This is a genomic window from Actinomadura barringtoniae, assembly GCF_017573505.1.
GTDB classification, from domain to species: Bacteria; Actinomycetota; Actinomycetes; order Streptosporangiales; family Streptosporangiaceae; genus Spirillospora; species Spirillospora barringtoniae.
The window spans coordinates 357683-379857 of sequence record NZ_JAGEOJ010000003.1 but is presented as its reverse complement, the minus strand read 5'-3'; the positions used below and the strand labels follow the sequence as shown (position 1 = coordinate 379857).

At 66.4% G+C, this 22175-nt stretch carries 20 protein-coding genes and 1 tRNA gene; 15 read left to right on the top strand and 6 right to left on the bottom strand.

Annotated features, from left to right (window positions below; all coding sequences use genetic code 11):
- Window positions 1-54 precede the first annotated feature (54 nt).
- Window positions 55-840 (bottom strand): DeoR/GlpR family DNA-binding transcription regulator, encoded by a 786-nt coding sequence (locus J4573_RS08725; protein WP_208254765.1) that lies wholly within the window; start codon window positions 838-840, stop codon window positions 55-57.
- Between the two features lie 332 nt (window positions 841-1172).
- Here J4573_RS08725 and J4573_RS08720 point away from each other — a divergent pair, with 332 nt between their 5' ends.
- The 10 genes from J4573_RS08720 to J4573_RS08675 all read left to right on the top strand — a co-directional run bounded on the left by J4573_RS08720 (window position 1173) and on the right by J4573_RS08675 (window position 11130).
- Window positions 1173-2057: an SIS domain-containing protein gene (locus J4573_RS08720; RefSeq protein WP_307796557.1), complete on the top strand. Its 885-nt coding sequence runs from the start codon at window positions 1173-1175 to the stop codon at window positions 2055-2057.
- Window positions 2054-3310, top strand: a complete 1257-nt coding sequence (gene nagA / locus J4573_RS08715; RefSeq protein WP_307796556.1) for an N-acetylglucosamine-6-phosphate deacetylase — start codon at window positions 2054-2056, stop codon at window positions 3308-3310. The genes J4573_RS08720 and nagA overlap by 4 nt, the downstream gene beginning before the upstream one ends.
- A 1019-nt stretch (window positions 3311-4329) precedes the next feature.
- On the top strand, window positions 4330-4509 hold the full coding sequence (locus J4573_RS08710) for a hypothetical protein (protein ID WP_208254764.1): 180 nt from the start codon (window positions 4330-4332) through the stop codon (window positions 4507-4509).
- An 8-nt stretch (window positions 4510-4517) separates the two neighbouring features.
- Entirely contained in the window at window positions 4518-5408 is an 891-nt protein-coding gene (locus J4573_RS08705; protein ID WP_307796555.1) for a 1-phosphofructokinase family hexose kinase, read from the top strand.
- A 7-nt stretch (window positions 5409-5415) separates the two neighbouring features.
- Entirely contained in the window at window positions 5416-6255 is an 840-nt protein-coding gene (locus tag J4573_RS08700) for a class II fructose-bisphosphate aldolase (RefSeq protein WP_208254762.1), read from the top strand.
- A 556-nt stretch (window positions 6256-6811) separates the two neighbouring features.
- Window positions 6812-7441 (top strand): GNAT family N-acetyltransferase, encoded by a 630-nt coding sequence (locus J4573_RS08695; protein WP_208255021.1) that lies wholly within the window; start codon window positions 6812-6814, stop codon window positions 7439-7441.
- 229 nt (window positions 7442-7670) lie between these two features.
- Entirely contained in the window at window positions 7671-8225 is a 555-nt protein-coding gene (gene sepX / locus J4573_RS08690) for a divisome protein SepX/GlpR (protein WP_208254761.1), read from the top strand.
- 263 nt (window positions 8226-8488) lie between these two features.
- A tRNA-Ala gene (locus J4573_RS08685) sits at window positions 8489-8562 on the top strand.
- 766 nt (window positions 8563-9328) lie between these two features.
- Window positions 9329-10081 carry a hypothetical protein gene (locus tag J4573_RS08680; protein WP_208254760.1) on the top strand — a complete coding sequence of 251 codons (753 nt, stop codon included), beginning with the start codon at window positions 9329-9331 and terminating at the stop codon, window positions 10079-10081.
- A 635-nt stretch (window positions 10082-10716) separates the two neighbouring features.
- Window positions 10717-11130 (top strand): hypothetical protein, encoded by a 414-nt coding sequence (locus J4573_RS08675; protein ID WP_208254759.1) that lies wholly within the window; start codon window positions 10717-10719, stop codon window positions 11128-11130.
- A gap of 159 nt (window positions 11131-11289) precedes the next feature.
- Here J4573_RS08675 and J4573_RS08670 read toward each other — a convergent pair whose 3' ends face one another.
- Window positions 11290-12036 carry a hypothetical protein gene (locus tag J4573_RS08670; RefSeq protein WP_208254758.1) on the bottom strand — a complete coding sequence of 249 codons (747 nt, stop codon included), beginning with the start codon at window positions 12034-12036 and terminating at the stop codon, window positions 11290-11292.
- Between the two features lie 1232 nt (window positions 12037-13268).
- Between J4573_RS08670 and J4573_RS08665 the strand changes: the two genes are divergently transcribed.
- Window positions 13269-16877: an amidase domain-containing protein gene (locus J4573_RS08665; RefSeq protein WP_208254757.1), complete on the top strand. Its 3609-nt coding sequence runs from the start codon at window positions 13269-13271 to the stop codon at window positions 16875-16877.
- Window positions 16878-16957: 80 nt separating this feature from the next.
- Window positions 16958-17437, top strand: coding sequence for a DUF4829 domain-containing protein (locus tag J4573_RS08660; protein WP_208254756.1), 480 nt, complete (start codon window positions 16958-16960; stop codon window positions 17435-17437).
- A 262-nt stretch (window positions 17438-17699) separates the two neighbouring features.
- Here the strand turns inward: J4573_RS08660 and J4573_RS08655 are convergent, their stop codons facing one another.
- The 4 genes from J4573_RS08655 to J4573_RS08640 form a co-directional block, all read right to left on the bottom strand.
- Window positions 17700-17918 (bottom strand): helix-turn-helix transcriptional regulator, encoded by a 219-nt coding sequence (locus tag J4573_RS08655; protein ID WP_208254755.1) that lies wholly within the window; start codon window positions 17916-17918, stop codon window positions 17700-17702.
- A 56-nt stretch (window positions 17919-17974) separates the two neighbouring features.
- Window positions 17975-18688 carry a phosphoadenosine phosphosulfate reductase gene (locus tag J4573_RS08650; RefSeq protein WP_208254754.1) on the bottom strand — a complete coding sequence of 238 codons (714 nt, stop codon included), beginning with the start codon at window positions 18686-18688 and terminating at the stop codon, window positions 17975-17977.
- Window positions 18689-18919: 231 nt separating this feature from the next.
- Entirely contained in the window at window positions 18920-19903 is a 984-nt protein-coding gene (locus tag J4573_RS53790; RefSeq protein WP_307796554.1) for a C40 family peptidase, read from the bottom strand.
- 30 nt (window positions 19904-19933) lie between these two features.
- Window positions 19934-20284, bottom strand: a complete 351-nt coding sequence (locus J4573_RS08640) for a helix-turn-helix domain-containing protein (RefSeq protein ID WP_208254753.1) — start codon at window positions 20282-20284, stop codon at window positions 19934-19936.
- A 388-nt stretch (window positions 20285-20672) separates the two neighbouring features.
- On the opposite strand from J4573_RS08640, the gene J4573_RS08635 reads away from it, so the two are divergent.
- From J4573_RS08635 to J4573_RS56935, 3 genes are read left to right on the top strand one after another with little or no spacing between them, the layout of a single operon-like run.
- Window positions 20673-20957, top strand: coding sequence for a hypothetical protein (locus J4573_RS08635; RefSeq protein ID WP_208254752.1), 285 nt, complete (start codon window positions 20673-20675; stop codon window positions 20955-20957).
- Window positions 20958-21007: 50 nt separating this feature from the next.
- On the top strand, window positions 21008-21394 hold the full coding sequence (locus tag J4573_RS08630) for a hypothetical protein (protein ID WP_208254751.1): 387 nt from the start codon (window positions 21008-21010) through the stop codon (window positions 21392-21394).
- Entirely contained in the window at window positions 21391-22173 is a 783-nt protein-coding gene (locus J4573_RS56935; RefSeq protein ID WP_504740194.1) for a DUF8175 domain-containg protein, read from the top strand. Before J4573_RS08630 ends, J4573_RS56935 begins: the two co-directional genes overlap by 4 nt.
- The last annotated feature ends 2 nt before the right edge of the window (window positions 22174-22175 follow it).

Below are 22175 nucleotides of genomic sequence, written 5' to 3'. Positions count from 1 at the left end.
CGGGTCCGCCTGAGCCCGGTCCGGCTAAGCGCGGGTCTGCCTAAGCGCGGTGCACTAGGTGCGGATGACCTGGATGCCGGCCTCGGTGAAGTCGTCGACGGCGGACTGCGGAACGGTGCTGTCGGTGACCAGGATGTCGATCTTGGACGTGTCGCAGATCTTGGCGAACGCGCGGCGGCCGACCTTGGAGCCGTCGGCGACCACGACCACCTGGTCGGCGCAGTCGGCCATCAGCCGGTTCACGTCGGCCTCGCCCTCGTTGTGGCAGGTGGCGCCGTGCTCGACGGCGACGCCGTTAACGCCGAGGATCGCCACGTCGAGCGTGACGTGGTCGAAGATCCCCGTGGCCAGCGGCCCGGTGAGCTCGTAGGACTGCGGCCGTGGCACCCCGCCGGTGAGCACGATCTTGACGTGCGGGCGTACGGCGAGCTCGTTGCCGATGTTCAGCGCGTTCGTCACGATCGTGATGCCGGGCGCGGCCCCGTCGGCCTGCAGATCGGCGCGGGTGGCGAGGACGCGGGCGACCTCCGAGGTGGTGGTCCCCCCGTTCAGCCCGATGATCGAACCGGGCCGGGCCAGCTCCGCGGTGGCGGCCGCGATGCGCTGCTTCTCGGACGCGTGCCGGGCGCTCTTGTAGCGCAGCGGCAGGTCGTAGCTCACGCTCTGCGCGACGGCGCCCCCGCGCGTACGGGTGAGCATCTGCTGCTGTGCCAGCTGGTCGAAGTCGCGGCGGATGGTCGCCGCGGAGACGTCCATCCGGACGGCGGCCTCCTCGACGCTCAGCTGGCCCGCGTCCGCGAGCAGCTCGAGCAGCGAGTTCCAGCGCTCATGCCGGGCCACTCCGGTCTCCCTTCGTGCAACGTCTCATGCAGTCTCCGCCAGCCTCCGCGCACCCGCGTGCACAACGCGCACACGGCTCGCTCAACGCACACAGGGCCTGCTCAGCACGAGCACGGGGCCCGCTCGTGCAGCGTTCCCCCATCCCCGCGCCGCCGCTGGTCCAGCGTCCGCGCAGCTTTCGCGGCGTACGCGCAGAGCCGCTCATCCAGCGTCTGCGCGTGCGCGCGCAGAGCAGAGTCTAACGGCGCACGAATCTGTTCTTTTCTGCATGATATTGCTATAAATCAATCAACAACAAGCATCTGTGCGCTCACTGCGCGAGGAGGCCGAACGTGGCGGACGTGCACACCGCGACCGAGATCGCCAGCCAGCCCGACTGCTGGCACCGCGCCGCGACGGCGGCCCCCGGATTCGCCGGGATCCTGCCCAGGCCCGGGGAACGCGTGGCGGTCATCGGCTGCGGCACGTCGTGGTTCATGGCGCAGTCGTACGCCGCACTCCGCGAGGTCGCCGGCCAGGGCGAGACCGACGCGTTCGCCGCCTCCGAGACGCCGACCCGCCCGTACGACCGGTTGCTCGCGCTCACCCGCTCCGGCACGACCACCGAGGTCCTGGAGGTCCTCGACCACGTCCGCGGAACGATCCCCACCGTCGCGATCACCGCCGACCCCTCCACCCCGGTCATGGACCTCGCGGACGAGGTCGCCGTCCTCGACTACGCCGACGAGAGCTCGGTCGTGCAGACCCGCTTCGCGACCACCCAGCTCGTCCTGCTGCGCGCGAGCCTCGGCGAGGACCTCACCCCCGCGATCGAGGACGCCCGCACCGCCCTGACCGAACCGCTGCCCGTACGAGACGCCGAGCAGATCACGTTCCTCGGCCGCCACTGGACCGTCGGGCTCGCGCACGAGGCCGCCTTGAAGATGCGCGAGGCCTCCGGCGCCTGGACCGAGTCGTACCCCGCCATGGAGTACCGCCACGGCCCCATCAGCATCACCGGCCCGGGCCGCGTCGCCTGGATGTTCGGCGAACCCCCGGCCGGCCTACCCGACCAGGTCGCGGCCGTCGGCGGAACGATGGTCACCACCACCCTCGACCCGCTCGCCGACCTGATCCGCGTCCAGCGCCTCGCCGTCGAGTACGCCCGAGCCCGCGGCCTCGACCCCGACACCCCCCGCAACCTCACCCGCTCGGTCATCCTGGACGCCGACACGTGATCACCCTCACCAACGCCCGCCTGGTCCTCCCCGAAGGCGTCCACCAAGGCACCCTCCAAGTAGCAAACGGCCAAATCACCTCCCTCACCACCCTCTCGCCCTCCCCACCCCCCACCGCCCCGCCCCACAGCACCCCGCCCCACAGCCCCTCGACCCCCCGGGACCAGAGCATCCCGCCCACCCCGGGCCACACCGCATCGGCCGACCGGGGTGACAGCACTCTGCACACCCAGGCCCACAGTGAGCTGATCGACCTAGAGGGCCGATACGTCGTTCCCGGGTTCGTCGACATGCATATGCACGGTGGCGCGGGTGCTTCGTACCAGAACGGCCTGCACGACGATGTTCGCCGGGTGGTGGCGTTCCATCGAGCGCACGGCACCACGACCGCGATGGCCAGCCTCGTAACCGACGCCCCGGACGCCCTCCTCGCAGCTGTCGCCCGCCTAGCCGATCTCGCCGACGAAGGCCTGGTAGCTGGGATCCACCTAGAAGGCCCCTACCTGGCCACGAACCGCTGCGGTGCCCACGAACCCTCCCTCCTCAAAGCCCCAGACCTGGCTGAATTCGAGCGGCTCACCTCCTCCTCCCGCGGACACCTCCGCATGATCACGCTCGCACCAGAACTCCCCGGCGCACTCGACCTGATCCGTTCAGCCGTCGACCAAGGCGTGATCGCCGCAGTCGGCCACACCGACGGAACAGCCGCACACGTCCGTGCCGCCTTTGAGGCAGGCGCACGCGTGGCCACCCACCTGTTCAACGCGATGCGGCCGGTGCACCACCGCGAGGGCGGCCCGGTCGTAGCCGCCCTCAACGACCCCCGGATCACCGTCGAGCTGATCAACGACGGCGTCCACATCGACACCGAGGTCGCCCGGCTCACGTTCACCACCGCAGGCCCCGACCGCGTCGCACTGATTACGGACGCGATGGCCGCCACAGGCATGGGCGACGGCGACTACCGCCTGGGAACGATGGACGTCCGCGTCCAGGACGGCCGAGCCATGCTCGCCGACGGCTCGTCCATCGCCGGCAGCACGATCACGATGGCCGAAGCCTTCCGCCGCGCCGTCACCGAAGTAGGCCGCCCCATCGAAGAGGCCGCCCGCGCCGCATCCCTGACGCCTGCACGCGCTCTAGGCCTAGACCACCGCATCGGCTCCCTGGCCCCCGGCAAGGACGCCGACCTGGTCGTCCTGAACGACGACCTGACGGTCCACCAAGTAATGAAGACCGGCCAATGGCTCTGACCGCCCACCCTCACCACCTACGTCCGCAACCCCCACTACCCGCCCACCTCACCCGTTCCGCTCGGCCCACCCCGCCGCCAACGCCTCCCAGCTCACGCCCCAGCCCACCGATGCGCGCTAGCACGCGTTTGCACGCCAGCCCACCCGCGCAGCGCGGCCCAGCCAAGCACGCTGGCCGGCTGGCGCAGCCCGGCTCGCCTACGCAGCCTGGCTCGCCTATGCGGCACGGCTCGCCTATGCGGCACGGCTCGCCTATGCGGCACGGCTCGCCTATGCGGCACGGCTCGCCTATGCGGCACGGCTCGCCTATGCGGCACGGCTCGCCTACGCAGCACGGCCCGCCTACGCAGCACGGCCCGCCTATGCAGCCTGGCTCGCCTACGCGGCTCGGCCCGCCTACGCGCCCTGGCCCATCTACGCAGCTCTGCTCGCTTAAGCGGCTCGGCCTGCCTACGCAGCCCGGCTCGCGCATGCAGCCCGGTCCGTCCGTGCAGCCCGGTCCGTCCGTGCACGCCGGTCTGCCCGTGCAGTTCCCCGGCCCGCTCATGCACGCCGACTTGCCCAAGCAGCCGGGCTCGCCCATGCACGCTGGTCCGTTCGTGCACGTCGACCTGTCTCTGGACGGCGCCTCACGCACGCGAGCCAACTCACGTACGCACGCCGGCCCGTCCGAACAAGACAGGTCAGGCCTGCCGCTTGGACCAGGCGCACAGACCAGCACAGGGACCCAGACCGCTCCGCCGCCACAGATGGACTCACGTTCGCGAGACAGCTCGTGGTTGCGGGCTCGCCAGCCCGTTCCGGACCCCTCGTGCACTCAGGCCAGCGTCGCGTCTACGCGGAACGGATCAGGGGCACGGGTCAGCTCAGGCCCGAAGTTCGGTCTAGGCATGCCGGGCAAGTCCCGCCTGGCTGCTGGTTCGCTCCAGTGCAGTGGCCCACGCCTGCGAGGCAGCGCGTGGGTACAGGTCAGCCAGCCCGTCCAGGACCACTCACGCATTCACGCTGATCACCCGCTCGTGCTGATCGGCTCCGATCTGCAGGTCGGCCCGTCCGGGCTGCCCATCTCGTTCGTGTGCGGAAACTCGCCCATGCAGCTCGGCTCACGCACGCTGTGCGGCGAGACCGCGCTGTCCAGCCTGCACGTTCAGGTGCGTCGTCCTGCTCGCGCGTATCCGCCCGTGCGGGGTGGGGCATGATTCTTACGGTGACGCTCAATGTGGCGTTGGACGTGACGTACGAGACGCCGGTTGTGGAGTGGGGCGGGTCCAACCGGGTCGGGGCTGTGCGGCGGCGCGCGGGCGGGAAGGGCGTGAACGTGGCCCGGGTCGCGGCCGCGCTTGGGCGGGAGGTCGTGGCGACCGGGCTCATCGGTGGGGACACCGGGGAGTTGATCCGCGCGGACCTGGACGCTGCAGGCCTGCGGCATTCGTTCCATGGGGTACGGGCGGAGTCGCGGCGTACGGTCACGGTCGTTGAGGAGCACGGGGCGGCCACGGTCTTCAACGAGGGCGGGCCCGAGGTCGCCGCGGGGGAATGGGCAGGCTTCCTGGCTCATTTTCGATCGCTCCTTCCTGCAACGTCGGTCGTGGTGTTGTCGGGCAGCATGCCGCCGGGCGTGCCGCCTGATGCCTATGCCGTGCTGGCTGAGGCGTCGGACATGCCGGTGATCCTTGATGCGGACGGGGCAGCGCTGGGGCTGGGCGTGGCGGGACGGCCGACGCTGGTCAAGCCCAACGCGGAGGAACTGGCTCGTGCGACGGGCGAGCCCTCGCCGGTGGAGGGCGCGCTGGCTTTGCGAGCGCAGGGCGCCGGAGCCGTGCTGGTCTCGCTCGGGCACGAGGGCATGCTCGCGATCACCCCTGACGGCAACTGGCGTGCCGTACCGCCTGGCCTTGAGACGGGCAACCCCACGGGGGCGGGGGACGCCGCCGTGGCCGCCGTCGCGAGCGGGTTGGCCGACCGCGCCTCATGGCCGGAGCTGCTGAGGCACGCGGTGGCCCTGTCGGCCGCGGCTGTACGAGCCCCGGTCGCCGGTGATTTCGACGGGCCTGCCTACGCCCGGCTGCTGTCTGAGATCGTCGTTCACCCCCTTTAGGAGATCCATGCCCCTCGTAGCCGCCGGCGAGATCGTCGGCCCTGCCGCCACTGGACGCCGCGGGGTCGGCGCGTTCAACGTCATCCAGCTGGAACACGCCACGGGGATCGTGGCGGGAGCCGAGGCCGCCGGTGCCCCGGTCGTACTGCAGATCAGCGAGAACTGCGTGCGCTACCACGGCGCGGCCGCACCGATCATCAGCGGTTCGCTGGCCGTCGCCCGTGCTGCGACCGTCCCTGTGGCCGTTCATCTGGATCATGCGACCTCGGCCGATCTCGTGCGTGGGGCGGTCGAGATCGGCGTGGGGTCGGTGATGTTCGACGCGTCCACGCTGGCGTACGCGGACAACGTAACCGCGACCTCTGACATTGTCGGCTGGTGCCACGAGCGCGGCGTCTGGGTGGAGGCTGAGCTGGGCGAAGTCGGCGGCAAGGACGGCGTGCACGCGCCCGGCGCTCGTACGAAACCCGATGAGGCGGCCGCCTACGTGAACGCGACCGGCGTGGACGCGTTGGCCGTCGCCGTCGGCAGCTCGCACGCGATGCTCACGCGCGACGCCGTCCTGGATCTGGAGCTGATCGCCGACCTCCACGCCGCCGTCCCCGTGCCGCTCGTCCTGCACGGCTCGTCCGGCGTGCCCGATTCTCTGCTGACCGCCGCGGTGGAACGCGGCATGACGAAGATCAATATCGCCACGCAGCTCAACAAGGTCTTCACCGCCGCCCTGCGCGAGGCCCTCGCTGCCAATCCCGACCTGGTCGACCCCCGAAAGTACGTAGGCCCTGGCCGATCTGCGGTGGCCACTGAAGTAACCCGATTGCTGGCCGTCCTGCAAGCAACCCCCTGAACGGCCCCACACGCCCTGGACGGGCAGGGCTCCCCGCCTTGACCGATAACTGTTGCGTGGGGCCGTACGAGCGGCTGGGCCCCGCTAGGGGCATCTCTACGGACGCAGGAGGAACGCCAGCCCCTGCAGTCACAGTGTTGGAGAACCCTGAAGAGTGTGGGCGGTGACCGGAAAACGGTACGGCGGGTCTCGTACGGCTTCGGTTGGCGGACGGCCGCATGGAGCGCAGGTGGCGAAGGCCGTGCGGGCGAGGGCGGTCTGTCCCATGCGGATTCGGGCGGCGGAGGCCGAACGGGTCTGGCTGACGGACGCCGAACGAGTCTGGCTGGCGGGCACCGGGCGGGTGCGGGCGGCTAAGCGCGTACGGGCAAGGGGACTGGGGCCCGAGCGGGTGTGGAGGGGAGGGCTTGGACCGGTGGGAGGGAAGCTGTCAGGCGGGTTCTGGACGGCTTTTGAGCAGGTTGAAGGCGGGCTGGGTCTGCGGGCTGGAGCAGTTGTCGGCGACAATTGATAGCGTCCGGATACTTCACCAGGGAATCATGGAGCCGTGGAGAGACTGCGCGGATGGCCGGTCACCTTGACCGAGGGCCCGGTCGGGCTGCGCCCGCTGCGGCATCGTGACGCTGCCATCTGGCGGGAGTTGCGGGTCCGCAACGCCGAGTGGCTGCGGCCCTGGGAGCCGACCAACCCTGAGACGCCGTTGTTCCGCAGCGGTCTGGGTCCGTACGTCAGCATGGTCCACACGATGCGCCGGGAGGCGCGGCAGGGGCTGGCGCTGCCCTGGGTGGTCACTCACGAGGGCCGTTTCGCCGGTCAGCTGACGATCGGCGCCATCGTGTGGGGTTCCGCGCGTTCGGCCCAGATCGGGTACTGGGTGGACCGCCAGGTCGCCGGCCGCGGGGTCATCCCGACCGCCGTCGCGCTGGCGGTAGATCACTGCTTCTTCACGGTCGGACTCCACCGCGTCGAGGCAAATATTCGGCCGGAGAACAGCGCCAGCCGCCGAGTGGTCGAAAAACTGGGATTCCGGGAAGAGGGCATTCGGCGGCGCCATCTTCACATCGACGGCGCCTGGAGAGATCACATCTGCTACGCGCTCACGGTCGAGGATGTTCCGGGAGGTCTTCGCTCCCGGTGGCTCGCGAGTACCAAACAGGCATTTCCTCGATCGTCGTCGTCACCGTGACACTTGGGCCCGCGCTGACTTTCGTGTCGGCACCGGCCGTAAGAATCCTGCGATCGAGAAGACTTGGCAAACAGAGAGTAACCGCAAGATCGATCTCGCGACACACCGCCCCTAATGCTCGTCAACCTCTGACACCGGCTCGTACCGTGCGGGTCGTGGCCCTGCTCCCAATGCACGTGCGCGCGCCGAAAGTCGGCCCGCCTCTTCGGCGTGCCCTGGCGGTGGGCCTGTGAGCAGCACCGTTCTGTATCTGGCGATCGTCGCGGTCTGGGCCGTCGTTCTCGTACCCATGTGGCTCCGCCGCGACACCGAGGCGACCGCCTTCTCCCGCCTCCTCCACAAGAAGCCCGACGAGTCCCTTGACGAGCCCACGCTCGAGGAGGAGACCGGCGAGGCCGAAGAGACCCTCGACGAGGACACGACCCCGGCGCCCCGCCGCCGTCCGGGCCGCGCCGCCGTGATCGCCCGCCGCCGCCGCCGTACGACGGGGCTCGGCCTCCTCGTGGCCACCTCGATCGCCGTGATCTCCACGGGCCTGGCCCCGTGGTGGGTGACGATCCCGCCTACCCTCCTCCTGGTCGGCCACCTGGCCCTCCTCCGCGTCGCCGTGGAGATGGACGCCACCCGCCACCGCGCCGAGGCCGAGGAACGAGCCCAGGCCCGCGCCGAGGCCCGCCGCCTCGCCGAGACCCAGGAGACCGCCGAGGTCATCGAGCTCGTCCAGCCCGCCGAAGAAGAGGTCTTCGACCAGTACGCCGACGACCGCCGGGTCGTAGGCGGCTGACCCCCGCTTCGCGGCCGTTCCGCCGACGCGAGCTTGGCTGCCCCGGTCCCGTCTAACCCCGTCCCGCCGCAGCCGCAGCAGCCCACCTCGCCGCGGCGTCCTGGCCCACCTCACCGCGGCCGCCTCGCCTTGGAGATCCCGCGCCTCGCCTCGGGCGGTCGGCCCGGCCTTGCCGGAGGAACGGGTGCCCCGCATCGGACCTCTGACCCACCGCGCCCGATGCGCGAACCACCCCGGATGTTTGCTAACCTTGCGGAGTCCTTGGGGCTGTAGCGCAGTCCGGTAGCGCACCTCGTTCGCATCGAGGGGGTCAGGGGTTCAAATCCCCTCAGCTCCACCCAGGATCGCAGGTCAGAGGCCTGATCGGAGATCATCCCGATCAGGCCTTGATCGTTTGTCATCAGGTTGTCATCAGGGTTCTCGGGCATCAGATGACACCGTCCGGCACCTAGAGCTGCACTCGGCGCCCTGCGCGGGCGACGGCAGCAGCCCAGAAGACTCCGTGGCCCCGGCGGGGGAGCGGCCCGCTCAGGGATGCCTACCTCCGTTGCGACGGCATCGGTTCCGCGGATCAAGAAGCGCCATGTAAGCGCATTAGCAGTGCGGCGAATCCTCTCTAGGAGGTCCGGCCGCATGAGCTCCAATATGGCGGGCGACACGTGCTGACCGTGGTCGGCCACCTCCACGAGATGAAGAACCCCGAGACCTTCGCGCTCCTACGCTCAGGACGTGGAGGAACCCCTCAAGCCCCGGGCAGGGATCATCTTCATCGCGACCACGCTGGTCGTCCTGGTGCTCGTCGGCTTCAACATGGCCAGGTCACGGCACGCCACCGGCCCGGTTCAGCCGTCACCGTCAGCGTCGCCCAAGCCTTCAGCCACTCGGTGGGAGCAGCCGACACCTACTGTGATCAACTGCGGTCCGGGCGACGACCCCACCATGTTGATGCTCCGCAACCAGACGTGCATGTCCCCGGATCCCGAGGATGAGGCACTCGACCGACTGCTTCGACAGTTCCGCAAGCAGATGGCCAGCAGCCCGCCCGTCCCTGCCCTGCCACCCATGACGCCGCCCGCCGGTGGGACGTCATGCGCGGACGGGACTTGGTCGAGATCGTCAGGCCGCGGTACCTGCTCCTGGCACGGCGGCGAAGCACGATAGACCCGTTCTCCTCAAACCCTCTGAGGTCGATCATGCCATCCGGCCAGGATGGCGACATGGCAGACGGTATCGACATCAATGCACTTGCCGAAGCACTCCGGGCCACGATGGCCGACCTTGATCGCCACATCGAGGAACGCGCCCAGATCCTCTTCGACTCCACCGACTCCGGCCCCGCGGCGGTAGCGCGCACAGAGAACACGCGCCTCCAAGCCGAGCTCGCCGATGCACCCGCGAAGTATCGCGGGGAGATCGAGAAGGCCGAGCGCGTCATCGACAGCCTCACACGCGAGCAAGCCCGTCTGCGCTACGCCGCCCGGCACCTCCCATCCTCAGTCCGCGCCGCAGCCGGCATCCGAAACTTCACTGAGAAGCACCACTGGGCGCTGTCGGAGAACTGGCGACGACGGGTCGACCACGCTATGGCCAACCCAGACGAGGTAGTGGAATCACCTGCCGACCTACTCCACATCTCTGAGCTCGACTTGAGCACGGTCCTGCGACGCAAACTCAGCAGCGCGGGCATCGACACAATCGGCGAGCTACGCAACACCGACCCAGGCAAGATCCTGGGTATCGGTGTCGTCGGCGAACGAGCGGTGGCCGACGCCCTCTACAAGTTCGATGAGGAAAACCTGCTGCGCGCCGACCTGGACGCCGTAGGCAACTCTTCGGACATGCCTGACTCACCGTAAGCCGCACTCCCGTTAGGAACCTGACCCGAACACCCCATTCGATCCAGCGTTTCGATGAGCGGCTCCCTGCCCGACTGCCCGAGCGGGAGTGCCCCGGTTCGTGAGGGAGTACCAGGGGCTGCTGAGGCCGCTGCTCACGAGATCTGGCGCTTACCGGCAATTCCGGGAGCTGCTCCACACCTGGAGCCTGCTGACCGTCTCCTACAGCGCCCGGACTTCTACGAGCGCCGCGAAGAGGCGCAGCGTGGCGAGGGGAGCGCACGACTTTGGATGAAGTGATAGCCGCTCGGTAAGCCTCGTGACCGCCTACCGCGTCGAGTGGCACGCCGAGACGCTCGGGTTGCCAGCCGTCGCGTTCAAGCCCTCATCGACCGCCTGGGTACGGTCTCCCGCGACCCTGGGCGAACAGCCGGCCTGATGAACCGGCAGGTGATCCGGAGATGCGCTATGCGGCCTTCTGGGGCTGCGGCATGACCCACTTCCGCATCTCGGAGCACGAACGCGCTCTCAAGATCTACCGAGTCATCCGCGCCGGATGAATCACGCCTCCCGTGGGGCCACCACCGTGAGAGGAATGTCAGAGGCGCCGCCTACTGTGGACGCTCTCACATCCCCCGCGAAAGGCGGTATGCCCCGTGCGCGAGATGACCCCCGCGGTTGAACGACTGGTCCGGCTGATGATCCTTCTTCCTAAGCACAATCACCCGCTCTGGAAGAGCATCACGGATGACTGCGGCAACTACGGGGAGGTGACGAACATGCGGTGGTTCGTCGGCGACGCCGCCAAAATGTGGCCAGAAGGTGGGCCCCGTAACCTCGCTGCCGCGGTCTTGATTGGGTTCGGCTCGCCGAGTGAGAAAACGATTCTGTTGCTCGGCGAAGCCATCCTGCGGCTGGTGCCTATTGGTGATGCCCGGCCCGGCCCCCGGGCCGGCGACGCCTGGGTTGCTCAGGCGACCGCAGCGGCCGTCGAAGTCCTCGCGCAGGGTCTGTCCCGGGACGATGTGCTGCAGGAGGCCAAGGCACACTGGACGCTTGGCCAGAACTGAGGTTCATGGTCAGATCGATGGCTCGAGAGAGGGGTGCGATGAGCCACTCGAAAAGCATCTCCTTGACGAGGCAATTCGAGGGGCGCCAGTCACCCTTTATGGCCGTCAAGATAAGGGCGCTCTTCGAGAGGGTCTTAATCGCCCTTATGCTCCTCCTTTTTATTTAATATATCCCTTACCCAATAGTGCAACCAAGGCAGCGATAAGAGATGCTATAGCAGCCAGTATGGCTATCTGAACTGAACGGTCCAAGAGGAAGTCGGTGACCTGCTGTCGGGCCCTATCCGTCCAGTGCCTAGTCACAGGAGATCTGGCAATATCGTTTGTCTGGTGCCAATACCCAGTCTGGGAGCGGATGAGCAGGCGAGCGAGGTCGGTAACGATTTCCGCTACTTGGTCGGCATCTGCCGTGACAATGCAAGGAATCATGCTCATGATGTTGTCCCGGCAGCGTCGAGCCGTAGCTTTGACTTGCTTGGAGAATATGCGAACGCTGTTCACTCTTCTGTAGATCACGCGGTATCGTGTGGCTGCCATCTGGATGGCGTCTGCAAAATCGTCTCTGCGTTCTTGTGAAATTGACTGCGCCTGATAGTCGAGCCCTCTTCTGATTGCCCGTATAAGATAGTGCGCTACGTAGGCGTTCCCGTTCCTCATTCTCCAGTAAGGATAACTTGCCAGGATATAGGTAAGTCCAAATGTCCAGATGGCAATGGAATTCTTGGATCCGCTCCCCGCGAGGGAGTCTGAAGCAAGAAAGCTGTCCGCTCCGGCAAGGCGCAGTACCTGGATCAGCACTAGAGGGCCAAGAATTCCAATCGCCATCATCCTTGAGAATTCTACGCGCGTCTTTCTGATCGAAGAGGTGAGGCTATCAATAAGTGGCCCTGATACTTCTTGATTCATTGCGGTATCGTGAATCAAGGACTTTACATCTTCTGGAATAGAGCCTCTGTGGTAGTTTCTAATCGGTCGAATAACTCTCGTTGATATGTCTAGTGCCATTAGGGCTCAAATCTTCGCTGACGTCAGTTACCTCCTCTTGGTATCTTGACGTATCCCGTGTGCTCTTTCTGAGAGTGGCCATACTCGGCCGGAGCGCCTCCAGCGCTCCTCCCTTCGCGGTTCGGGGCCCAGCGGAAGCGGTGCCCCCATGTGAAATTGGCGGGGAGCTGGGGTCATGCAAACAAGACCATCGCTTAGTGGCCCGAAGTGGCAACCACGCTCGCCGGCGCAGCCCTCCAGTTCAGTCGTTCAGCTGTCGAGACCAGCCGTGGGCACCCCGGCGATAGTCGCCTCGGCGAATGCTCCTGGCACCAGGTGGACAGTGTCGCCCGGCTGGGCAGATGCGTAGTTGGTATCGGCGAGGCGGGCGCTGTCTCAGAGGACGTGGCGTTGTACGTCGTCCAACTGGATCTGGCGGCTTGCCAGGTTCAAGTGGACCTCGTTGACAGTCCGGAGGCTGAACTCAGGATCGGTGGGCAGGGGCTGGCCGGAGGTGCCGCGGGTCATGGTGACCTCGGCCCAGCGCGTCGCGTGTGGATCTCTTCGCCGCGCAGCAACTGATTTATCGCGCGCCGAGATGGCCACACGACCCCAAAGCCGTTTACTGCTGTGATGTCCCCCCTGTCAGGGCGCCGTGGATCGGGTGGCTACTGCCAAGGCGCGACGCCCGAAGCAGCCGGTAGGTTTACAGTCCGTCTGGAACCGTTGACTTCTTTTGGCGACCTGGTTTGAAACCCTTGTCGGGCCGGCTGCCTGGACTCAGAATCTTCGAGGGTGGACCCTGGGCTTGTGGTAAGCCAGGAAACCGCAAGCTGGCAGGGCTTCCATGCGGCTATTAGCTAAGCTCACTAACTCCACGTGGTCAAGTTGTTGCGGCAGCAATATTGACTGTACGAAAATGCTGACCGTATTCTTCCCCGGCTGGCATTGATCGTGTATCTGCAGTTGAGTGCCATCCCCTGGCTACATCGTTCTGTCAACCCCTTCGGGTTGACCCCTGCGTGGAGAAACTTTATTCGATGAGCATTCTTCGACTCCCTGGTCGCCGCCATCGGTCACTACTGATAGTAATGACTATAATCCTCGCTGTTACTTCACTGGAGGTGTCTGGCTCCCTCGGCCGAGGCCTGGCGATGGCCGAGGCGTCATCACTTACCTCCGGCCAGTTCTTCCCCACTCGGGGGCGGGCGCTCGACAATGTCGAGATTGCTGCAAACGCGACGACGACGGTTCGTGTCGTCGGAGTGGGGGCAGTGCCCTTGTCCGACGTCGGTTCGGTAGCAGTCAGCATTTCGGCGAAGGGCGCCTCAGGCTCGGGCGCCCTGGTGCTCTACCCCTCCGGCGCCACCGAGCCGACGGCCGCTGCGCTGAGTTACCGGACGGAGTTCTACGCTGCGAACACGGTGACGGCCAAGGTCGGCACCGACGGGAACGTGAAGATCGCCAACAAGGGAGCCGGGCCGGTCCGCGTCTACCTTGATATCCACGGCTACACGCTCAACGCCGCGGGGGCGTCGGCCGGCAGCACCTACTCGCCACTTACTCCCGCGCGAATCGTCAACGGTCTGAGCGTGCCGGCCTTTGGCAACTACGAGCTGACGCCGCTCGGCAAGGGCGGAGTTCCGGCGTCCGATGTCGAGGCAGTGGCGTTCACGCTGCGCGCCAAGGCGACATCGACGGGAACGCTGCGCGCCTATGCAGCTGGTGACGCGTTGCCCGCTGACGCCACGATCGACTATGCCAGCGGGAACGCAGCACAGAACTTTGCCATTACCAAGGTTGGCGCAGACGGAAAGATCAACATTCACAATCTTGGTGGCAGCGCAGTGACCATCTGGGTCGATGTGGCGGGCTACTACACCAAACGGCAGCCGGCAGGCCCCACTCTGCGCACGCTGCAGCCTGCGCGCCTGGCTAACAACGTAAGCATCGCTCCTGGCGCTGAGTACACGCTGGCCCCCCTCGGTCAGGGCGGTCTGCCTGCGAGTTCGAGTGTCGAGGCGGTGTCTCTGTCTCTCACAGCAAAGAGCACTGTTGCCGGAGCTCTTAGCACCTACCCTTCCGGTGCGATCAACCCCAGCACCCAGACGGTCGGTTTCGACTCCAATATCGCCGCCGCTGGCGCGACGATCGCCAAGCTTGGAACTGACGGCAAGCTAGTCATCCGCAATACCGGCACAGCGGCAGTGACCGTTTCTGCCGATGTGTTCGGCTACTTCCGCAAGGGCCTTGACTTCACCAAAGCCACCGTTGGGCCAGTTGACGACGAATGGACCGAGGGCGTCCGAGCCAACAGCCTCAGTCCGACCCTCACAGCGCTTGCCACCTCACCTGAGAATGGCCCGGTCTCCTACGCGTTCGAGGTAGCGCCACTGGTCTCCGACACCCCGATCGCTAGTGGAACGGTTTCGTCGAAGCCCTCCGGCCAGACCGCCTCATGGCAGATCGGATCCGGCTTTCTCACTAACCCTGGCGCTTACCGGTTCCGGGTGAAGGCGTCTGCCGATGGACAGGACGCCATTCAGACGCCGTGGCGGTTCTTGCTTGTTGACGCCCCACGTACACCGACCGGCCTGACGACCAACCTTGACGATCCCGCCCAGCCGGTACTGGCTGGAACGGTCAGCCGTCCCTCGGGGGGAGCGACCACTGGTCGTTTCTATCTCTATGACGCCGCGGGCGCTCCAGTCGGATCGGGTCCGCTCGGAGAGGGCTCCGTCAGCGATGGTCAGCAAGTTGCCTTCCAACTCCCCGAAGGTCTGGTGAATCCCGGCTCCAGCTACAACTGGAGGCTCGAGGCCTGTGTGAACGACGGCTGCACTGTGAAATCGGCTCCGGTCTCCTTCACGGTTCCGGCGCCCAAGCCGGCCCCGCCGACCCAGACACTGACCATCTCGGGCGACAAGGTCACCGTCAAGTCCGCCAGGATCGGCGCTGGAGCCTGCAGCGGTGCACCGTGCCCGTTGAAGGACGCGGCGCAGGTCACCGTCGGAGGGGCGGGTGATCAGGAAGACCTGGCGTGGCTGAAGCTCGATCTCGGCACATTGCCCGCTGGTGCACAGGTCCAGTCGGCGACGTTGGATCTCGGGCAGGCAACCTGCGGGCAGGCTGCCTGCCCCGGCGGGATGCAGATCCAGGCCCACCAGCACGATAAGGATCCCACCACGGAGACCACTGGTGCGGATCTCAACAGCGGCTTGGCCGATGAGGGAGAATCCAGCGCGCCCGTGCCGGAGACGTCACTGGACATCAGCGGAATGGTCGCGGCTTGGCGCGAAGACCAAACCGATGATCACGGGCTGGTTCTCAAGGCCAAGGGAGCGACCGAACCGATCACCTTCGGTACTTCGGTAGCACCCAAGCCCACCCTTACGATCACCTACGTGCCGCCGACAGCGCCGGGCTCGGTCGAGGTCAAGGCGCGGCAAGGGGATCAGGGAGCCCTCGTCACCTGGGGGATGCCTGACGACTTCGGGGCCGCTGTGGAACCCACTTACCAGGTTCAGGTACTGGATAGCAGTGGCGCTGAGATTCGCACTGTGGAGACCGAAGGTCTCAGCCAGATCATCACGGGGCTGACCAACGGTGCGGCATACCGGTTCCAGGTCCGCGCCAAGTCCGCCTTCGGCACCGGTCCCTGGACCGCGACCGGGAGCGTGACGCCGCAGGCGGTGCCCAACGGCACGCAGAAGTACACCGACGCGATCAAGCAGTACAGCAACGCTAAGGAAGTTCTGCTCAACGGTTCTGCCAGTGCCGTAGAGGCAGCGCTTTCCTCGGCTGCGCAGCGGGATCTCATCCGAACAATCCTCTATTCGCGCGCGAACGAACTCATCGACTGGGCTAGTCAAGCGCTTGGGCGTAAGATCTCCCGATCCAGTGGTGAGGCTGTACTGAACCAGTCTCTTGTATCGGCGCAGCCTGACGGGTCTGTGAAGGTGTTCGCTGAAATCGGCGGCACGACCCAATTCAAACCCGCCGCTGATAGCGACACAGTCCAAGACGCTTCAGTCAAGACCGCCGATTTTCAGTTCCAGACGGTGGCCGGCCAGCCTCAACTGGTTGACATCGCGGCAGGTGGAGCGGATGACACCGTCAACCAAGCTGGGCAGATCAACGCCTTCTCGGCCGCTCAGAGAAGCGAGATGGCGGCGGCTGAGGTCGACACGCCACCAGCGCTGCCGGTGGATCAGCAAGGTTGGCCGGTCTACGACGAACCACAGGCCACCACTCAAAGTGTCAGCAATTCGGGCACTGCGAGCTGGGCGATCAACAACGTCTACAAGAAGGCAGCGCGCTATGGCGACGACTGCACAAACTTCGTGTCCAAGGCTCTCCGTAAGGGTGGACATGCCAGCTACAGGGGTTACTGGCCCTACTACACCAACAACAGGAAGTTCTGGTACCAGTACAAAGGCTCGCTAGTCTCGCGGTCCTACTCCTGGTCCGCCTCCAATCACTTCTACCGCCACTTTGACAGCCAGCGCCGCGTGCGCTGGCGGATGCGGTGGGGCGAGGTCCAGAAGGGCGACATCATGCTCTGGGACTTCAGTGGTGGATCACCTGACATTGGGCATGTGGCGGTCGTCAGTTCCATCGCAAGGTATCCCTCGTCAGGGACCCACGTCTGGTACGCCCAGCACAGCGACGACTACAGGTACCGCTACCTGTCGGAGTCCTGGCCATCGGTCAGGAAGAAGTACCCCAACGCCCGCCTCTATGTCTTCCAAGTCGTCAAGTAGACAATGATGAGCACGGGGGCGCGTGACCAGCGCGCCCCCGTATGCGGTGCTTCAGACCCGGCCGACATTAGGAGACGAGCGTGCGGCTGACGAAGAGGACAGGGGCCGCGGCAGGCGCGGCGACCCTGCTGGGTGCAGTTGCGGTCTACGCAGCAACTTCGGGCACCGCCACGTGCGGCAAGAAGGTCAGGGACGTGCCATCGCCCCCGCCGTCCGCTTCCGCAGACCAAGTGGTCCGGAGCTATCTAGACGCGGTAGTGGCACACGACCGCCGGACAGTGCGCGACTTGTCCCTGCCAAAGTACTACGAGACCCAAGAATCTGCGGCCGACAGTCCCTTCTGCAACTGGAAGAGCCTGACCAATCTGAAGGTGGACGCTCCAGTAGCGGACCATTACGAGCGAGGCGGTTACTCGCAAGCCGTGCGTGTTTGGGTCAACTTCGACCTCCACCAGAAGGACGAAGTCAGCATGCGCAACGGGAACACACCCTGGAGCTATCTGCTCGTCCGCAACGCCGACTCTGAACGCTGGCGCGTCGCTGGTGAGGGCGTGGCTTAGCTCTCTGTGAGATGAACTGTGCTTCTTGGACCCGGGACGAGAAGCTGAATTCGCACTTCCTGAGTAAGCACAAGGCTGCCATTTACACTGGTGACAGCGGCCAGCTGAGATTCTGCTGGCCGCTGTGACCATGGAGTGCTGGTGCTAGGAGGGCCGTGGGTAGCGGCTTTGGTCGGCGTTGGGGGATGGTGAGATCGACGATCGCCTCGCGTGCGGTGACCTCGGCATGGCCGCGCTATCGGTCAACTGCACGTGAGTCGACTTAGTTTGTGCCTCCTGGCGTATTAGCTTCGAGGAGGGCGAGCAGTGCAGCGGTTGGGACTCGGTAACACGTGCCGATGCGGATGATTCGGCAGGGGAACTCGCCGCGTTTGGCGAGGTCGTAGGCGTATGTACGGGACAGGCCGAGTGCGCGGGCTGCGGTGACGATGTCTACGACGGTCGGAAGTTCGGCGAGGTCTGCGTGCTTGATGGGCTCCATCGGTGGTCTCCCTGGTGGCCGAGCTGGTTCGGTTGCGTCGGAGCAGGCGGCTCAGGTCAGGTGAAGCACCAGCCGCCGTCGCAGGTGGCGTCGGAGTCGTCGAACGGGAGTTGGTCTTCGAGGGGGACCACCTCGGAGAGTGGGGCGTCGTATCTGGTCAGCCACACCGGGTCGCGGTTGAGCGTGCGGCGCCGTTGATTGATGGTGTTCTCGAGGTGGCAGGCCCGCGTGAACATGTCGGGGTCGTCGCGGCGGAGTGCCTTCCAGGCCTCCAGGCGTTTGAACGGGCAGAACCAGCACGCGCTCTTGGGCGGCACGGGAAGGCCGGCCGATTGGATGATCCGTGCACAGTCGGTGCGGCGGATGCCGAGGTCGAGGAGTGGGTAGACGATTCGTTCGTAGGGTTCGGTGCGGCGGTTGTTGGCGCGGTGGATCTCGTCGACGCTGATGCCGATTCCGACGGTGGCGGGGTTGGTCGGGCTGGCGCCGTGGGCTTTGAGCCAGCGGCCGATCACCTTGATCTTGAAGTCGGATGTGCAGGATCGGGTGCCTGGGGCGCCGTTGCTCATGCGGATGGGGATGGGGATGGATCGGGAGCCTTCGCGCATGAGGCGGCCGTAGAGGGTTTCGGTTGTGCCGTCGCGGCGGATGCGTGATAGGTGGCGGAGCTCGATGCCGTGCGTTCGGGCGAAGGGGCCCGCGTGCTCGTGGATGTAGCGGAGCGTTCCGGGGTTCTCGGAGTCGTCGCCGACGTTGGCGAACAGGAACACCTCGAAGTCGAGCTTCCCCTGGGCAGCCAGGACTAGGGCAGCTGTTGATTGCCAGCCGCCGCCGAAGCTGAAGGCTCGGATCGGGCCGCAGCGGGGCTTTGTCTTGGCGAGCTTGCGAGGTGCCGGATGGCGTCTCGGCAGCGGTGAGTGCTCGCGATGGCTCTGATGGCGGGCTTGAGGTGGTGTGTCTCCTGAGAGTCGGCTAGAGGGCATGTGAACGCCTCCGGACGGCTAGACCTGGCTGTTGTGGTGGTTGGTTGGGGATGGGCGGGTGGCTCCGACGTATTGGCTTTGGCGGTAGGCGTTGTGGGCGAAGTCGGAGATGCGGACGACGTCGCCGGTTTGAGGTGCGTGGACCATGCGCCCGCGGCCCAGGTAGATGCCGACGTGGTGGATGGTCCGCAGGTCGCTGGTGTTGGTGGCGAAGAAGAGCAGGTCGCCGGGCTGTAGGGCGTCGCGGGGGACATGAGGGCCGTCGTTGTATTGGTCTGCGGCGACCCGGTCGATGGTGACGCCGGCCTTGGCCCAGGCGTATTGGGCGAGGCTGGAGCAGTCGAAGCCTTTAATGCCAGAGCCCTGGGCGATGCCGTAACTGGGGCCTGAGGGGCCGCCGCCTCCCCAGGAGTAGGGGGTGCCGAGCCAGCGGAGGGCGGCTCGGACAGCGATGACGCCGCGGCTGCTGGGGGCAGGGGCGGCGTACTTGGCGGCGAGGGCGAGGACCTTGTGGACGTACCAGTCGGCGTGGTTGTACTGCCAGATCGCGCGGTAGAGGTGTTTGCCGCCTTGGCCTGCATGGTTGGCGCAGAGGTAGTTGGCGGCACCGTAGATCGCGTCGGCTGGGTTGTAGCGGTCCTTGCGGCCGTCGTGGTCGCCGTCGACGCCGTAGGCGGCCCAGGTCGCGGCGATGAACTGCATCGGGCCGCCTGCTCCGGCGGAGTTCTCACCCGAGTGCACGCCGGAGCCGGTGGAGCGTCCGTGGTCGGATTCGACTTTGCCGATCGCGGCGAGCACAGGCCAGGACAGGCCGGGGCAGGTCTGCGCGGCGTCCATGTACCAGCGCAGGTACTCGGGTGGGATGTCGTTTCGGGCGTAGGCGGTGGGTGCGCCCGCAAGCGTGGAGTCGGCGCTGGCGGAGGGGCGACCGGTGACGGCGAGTAGGGGTAGCAGCAGGACGAGGGCCGCGAGGGCGCCGCAGGCCCCGATGAGGAGCTTCACCGGGTGCGCGGGCGGGACGGCGCGCGGGAGTTAGGGCTGGTCGGTTTCTTGTGCGCCGGTGCGGGCGCGGCGTTGGGCGCGGTAGCCGGCGCCCTTCTTGGGCTCGTCGGTGTCGGTGGAGACGGGTGGGTCATCGGCGGTTACCCCTGGTTCGCGGTGGGGCTGCCGCAGCACCTGGCGGACCGCTTCCCAGGAGTACCGGAAGTCTTTGCCGGTCTTGAGCGCGGGGATCTGGCCCGCGTTGGCCATCCGGCGGACCGTTTGAGCGGACAGTCCGAGCTTGGCGGCGAGTTCGGCGGTGGTGAGCACGTCGGGGTCGCGGCCGGGCTGCTCGGGTGCCTGCTCGTCGGTCATGGCGGTGGCTCCTGGGGTCTGGGTCATGTCGCCTCTCCAGTCTCGTGGATGTGTGCTGCGGAAGCACGTTCTTCACTTGATGAGCTTCGATGAAGTTGTTTGACACTGCTTGCGCTCTGTAAGTATGGCACGTACGGTGACTGCACCACCACCCAGCGAAGTGAATTGGGGGTATCGGGTGAGTCGACGACGAAACCGGCATCTCGAACAAGCCCTGCTCGCACCCGGTCATTGGACTTCAGAGCCGGGCGCCGGGCGTGCCGGGCGAACTGTAGGGGAGCTTCTTGTTGCCGGCGCGCACGGTGGAGCCGGGACCTCCACGCTCGCGGCTCTAATGGGCGCTAGCTGGGATCTCGGTTCGATCAATGCTCTGGATGCCAGGCGGGCGCAACTCCTGGCGAGCGGACGTCCGTTGGTGGTGACCTGCAGGAACACCGCGGCGGCCACCAGGGCGGCGACGCTGGCGGTCACAGCGCTCCGCGACCGTGGTCAGCCTGTGAGGGCACTGGTCGTCGTCAGCGACGGCGGGCCCGAGCCCAAGGATGCCGCCGCCCGGCTCGCGATGTTGCAGGACCGGGTCGGCGGCGTGGTGCGCATGCCGTTCGTCGCGGCCCTGCGCCTGGTCGACGACCCCGGCACGGTCCGACTCTCGGCACGGGCGCGAGCCGCCCTAGCCACGATCCGAGACCTGGCCCGCTAATCAGCCCGTTCGCTGATCAATCCAGTCCGTCACGTGCCCCCGGAGGCGACATGATCCATCCCATCATCCTGACCCACATCTATATCTCCGGCCGACTTCTGCCCCTGTACGAGGGACGAACGGTGTGGCTTGGCCCAGGCGACGTGCAGGTCCGCGCAACCGAAACGCCTAGCCCTGGAGTCCAGGTCCCTGACCCACCACCGGCTGCTCCACCCGGGCTGGACAAGAAGATGGAGCTCCTTCTCAGCTGGGGCAAATACGCAGTGATGATCTGCGGGCTCGCCGGTCTGTTCCTCTGCGCCGGGCAGATGGCGATCGGTCGCAAGAACCGCTCGACCTTCGCCGCCGACGGCGCCACGGGTGTGCCGTGGGTGCTGGGCGGCCTCAGCCTGGCCGTCACCGCGGCATCAGTCGTGGGGGTGTTCTTCAGCAAATGAGCCGGCATCCTCAGCGGGCGGCAGACCTTCGTAGTCGCCTCGGCCGCCGCAAACGCGATATCCGCAACGTGACAATCGCCCTCCTCCTCACCGGCACGCTCGGGTACCTGGCCTTCCCGGCTGATGAGCATGCCCGGGTTCCCGGACAGAGGGCCCAGACCCAGCAGACAGGGGCGGCCCGCCTCTCACTACCGAGCACAAGCGTGCCGGCGGTGCAGGCCGCTCCTCCTATCTCGCTCACGGACCTGACCTGGCAGGACTACCAGGGGATCAGACTTCCTTGGTCGGCCAAAGACGGACCTCTGACATCGAAGGACAGCCTGGCCTCTGGATTCTCCCGGACTCCGCGTGGAGCAATGCTCGCAGCGATCCACATCACGGCTAGGGCGAACGCCGTGTGGGGCCCCCGCATCTTCGAGCCCACCATCGCTCAACAGGTGACCGGTCCAGACGCGGCGGCGCTTGCCGACGAGACCCGGCAGGCGTACGAGCAGCAGCGACGCAGCACTCATACGCCGGATGGGCGGCCATTGGGACGCGCATACGTGACCATCGAAGGCTTCCGCTGGCTCGGCTACACATCCGACCTCGCCGACCTGGACCTGGTCACCGCCGGGCCTGGTGACAGCGACGCCACGGTACGAGCCGTTACGCGAGTCCTGCTCGAATGGCGCGACGGCGATTGGCGGGTGGTGGGGCCGCCGAACGGGAACTGGGCCGCGTCGGCAGCCCCGATCGAGTCCGCCGACGGTTACACCCGATTTCCGCAGGGCGGGTGAGC

Coding starts and splice junctions, on each gene's coding strand:
- J4573_RS08700 (WP_208254762.1), top strand. CDS start 5,416: ATGCCCCTCGTAGCCGCCGGCGAGATCGTCGGCCCTGCCGCCACTGGA.
- J4573_RS08670 (WP_208254758.1), bottom strand. CDS start 12,036: ATGAATCAAGAAGTATCAGGGCCACTTATTGATAGCCTCACCTCTTCG.
- J4573_RS08665 (WP_208254757.1), top strand. CDS start 13,269: ATGGCCGAGGCGTCATCACTTACCTCCGGCCAGTTCTTCCCCACTCGG.
- J4573_RS08655 (WP_208254755.1), bottom strand. CDS start 17,918: ATGGAGCCCATCAAGCACGCAGACCTCGCCGAACTTCCGACCGTCGTA.
- J4573_RS08640 (WP_208254753.1), bottom strand. CDS start 20,284: ATGACCCAGACCCCAGGAGCCACCGCCATGACCGACGAGCAGGCACCC.
- J4573_RS08630 (WP_208254751.1), top strand. CDS start 21,008: ATGATCCATCCCATCATCCTGACCCACATCTATATCTCCGGCCGACTT.
- J4573_RS56935 (WP_504740194.1), top strand. CDS start 21,391: ATGAGCCGGCATCCTCAGCGGGCGGCAGACCTTCGTAGTCGCCTCGGC.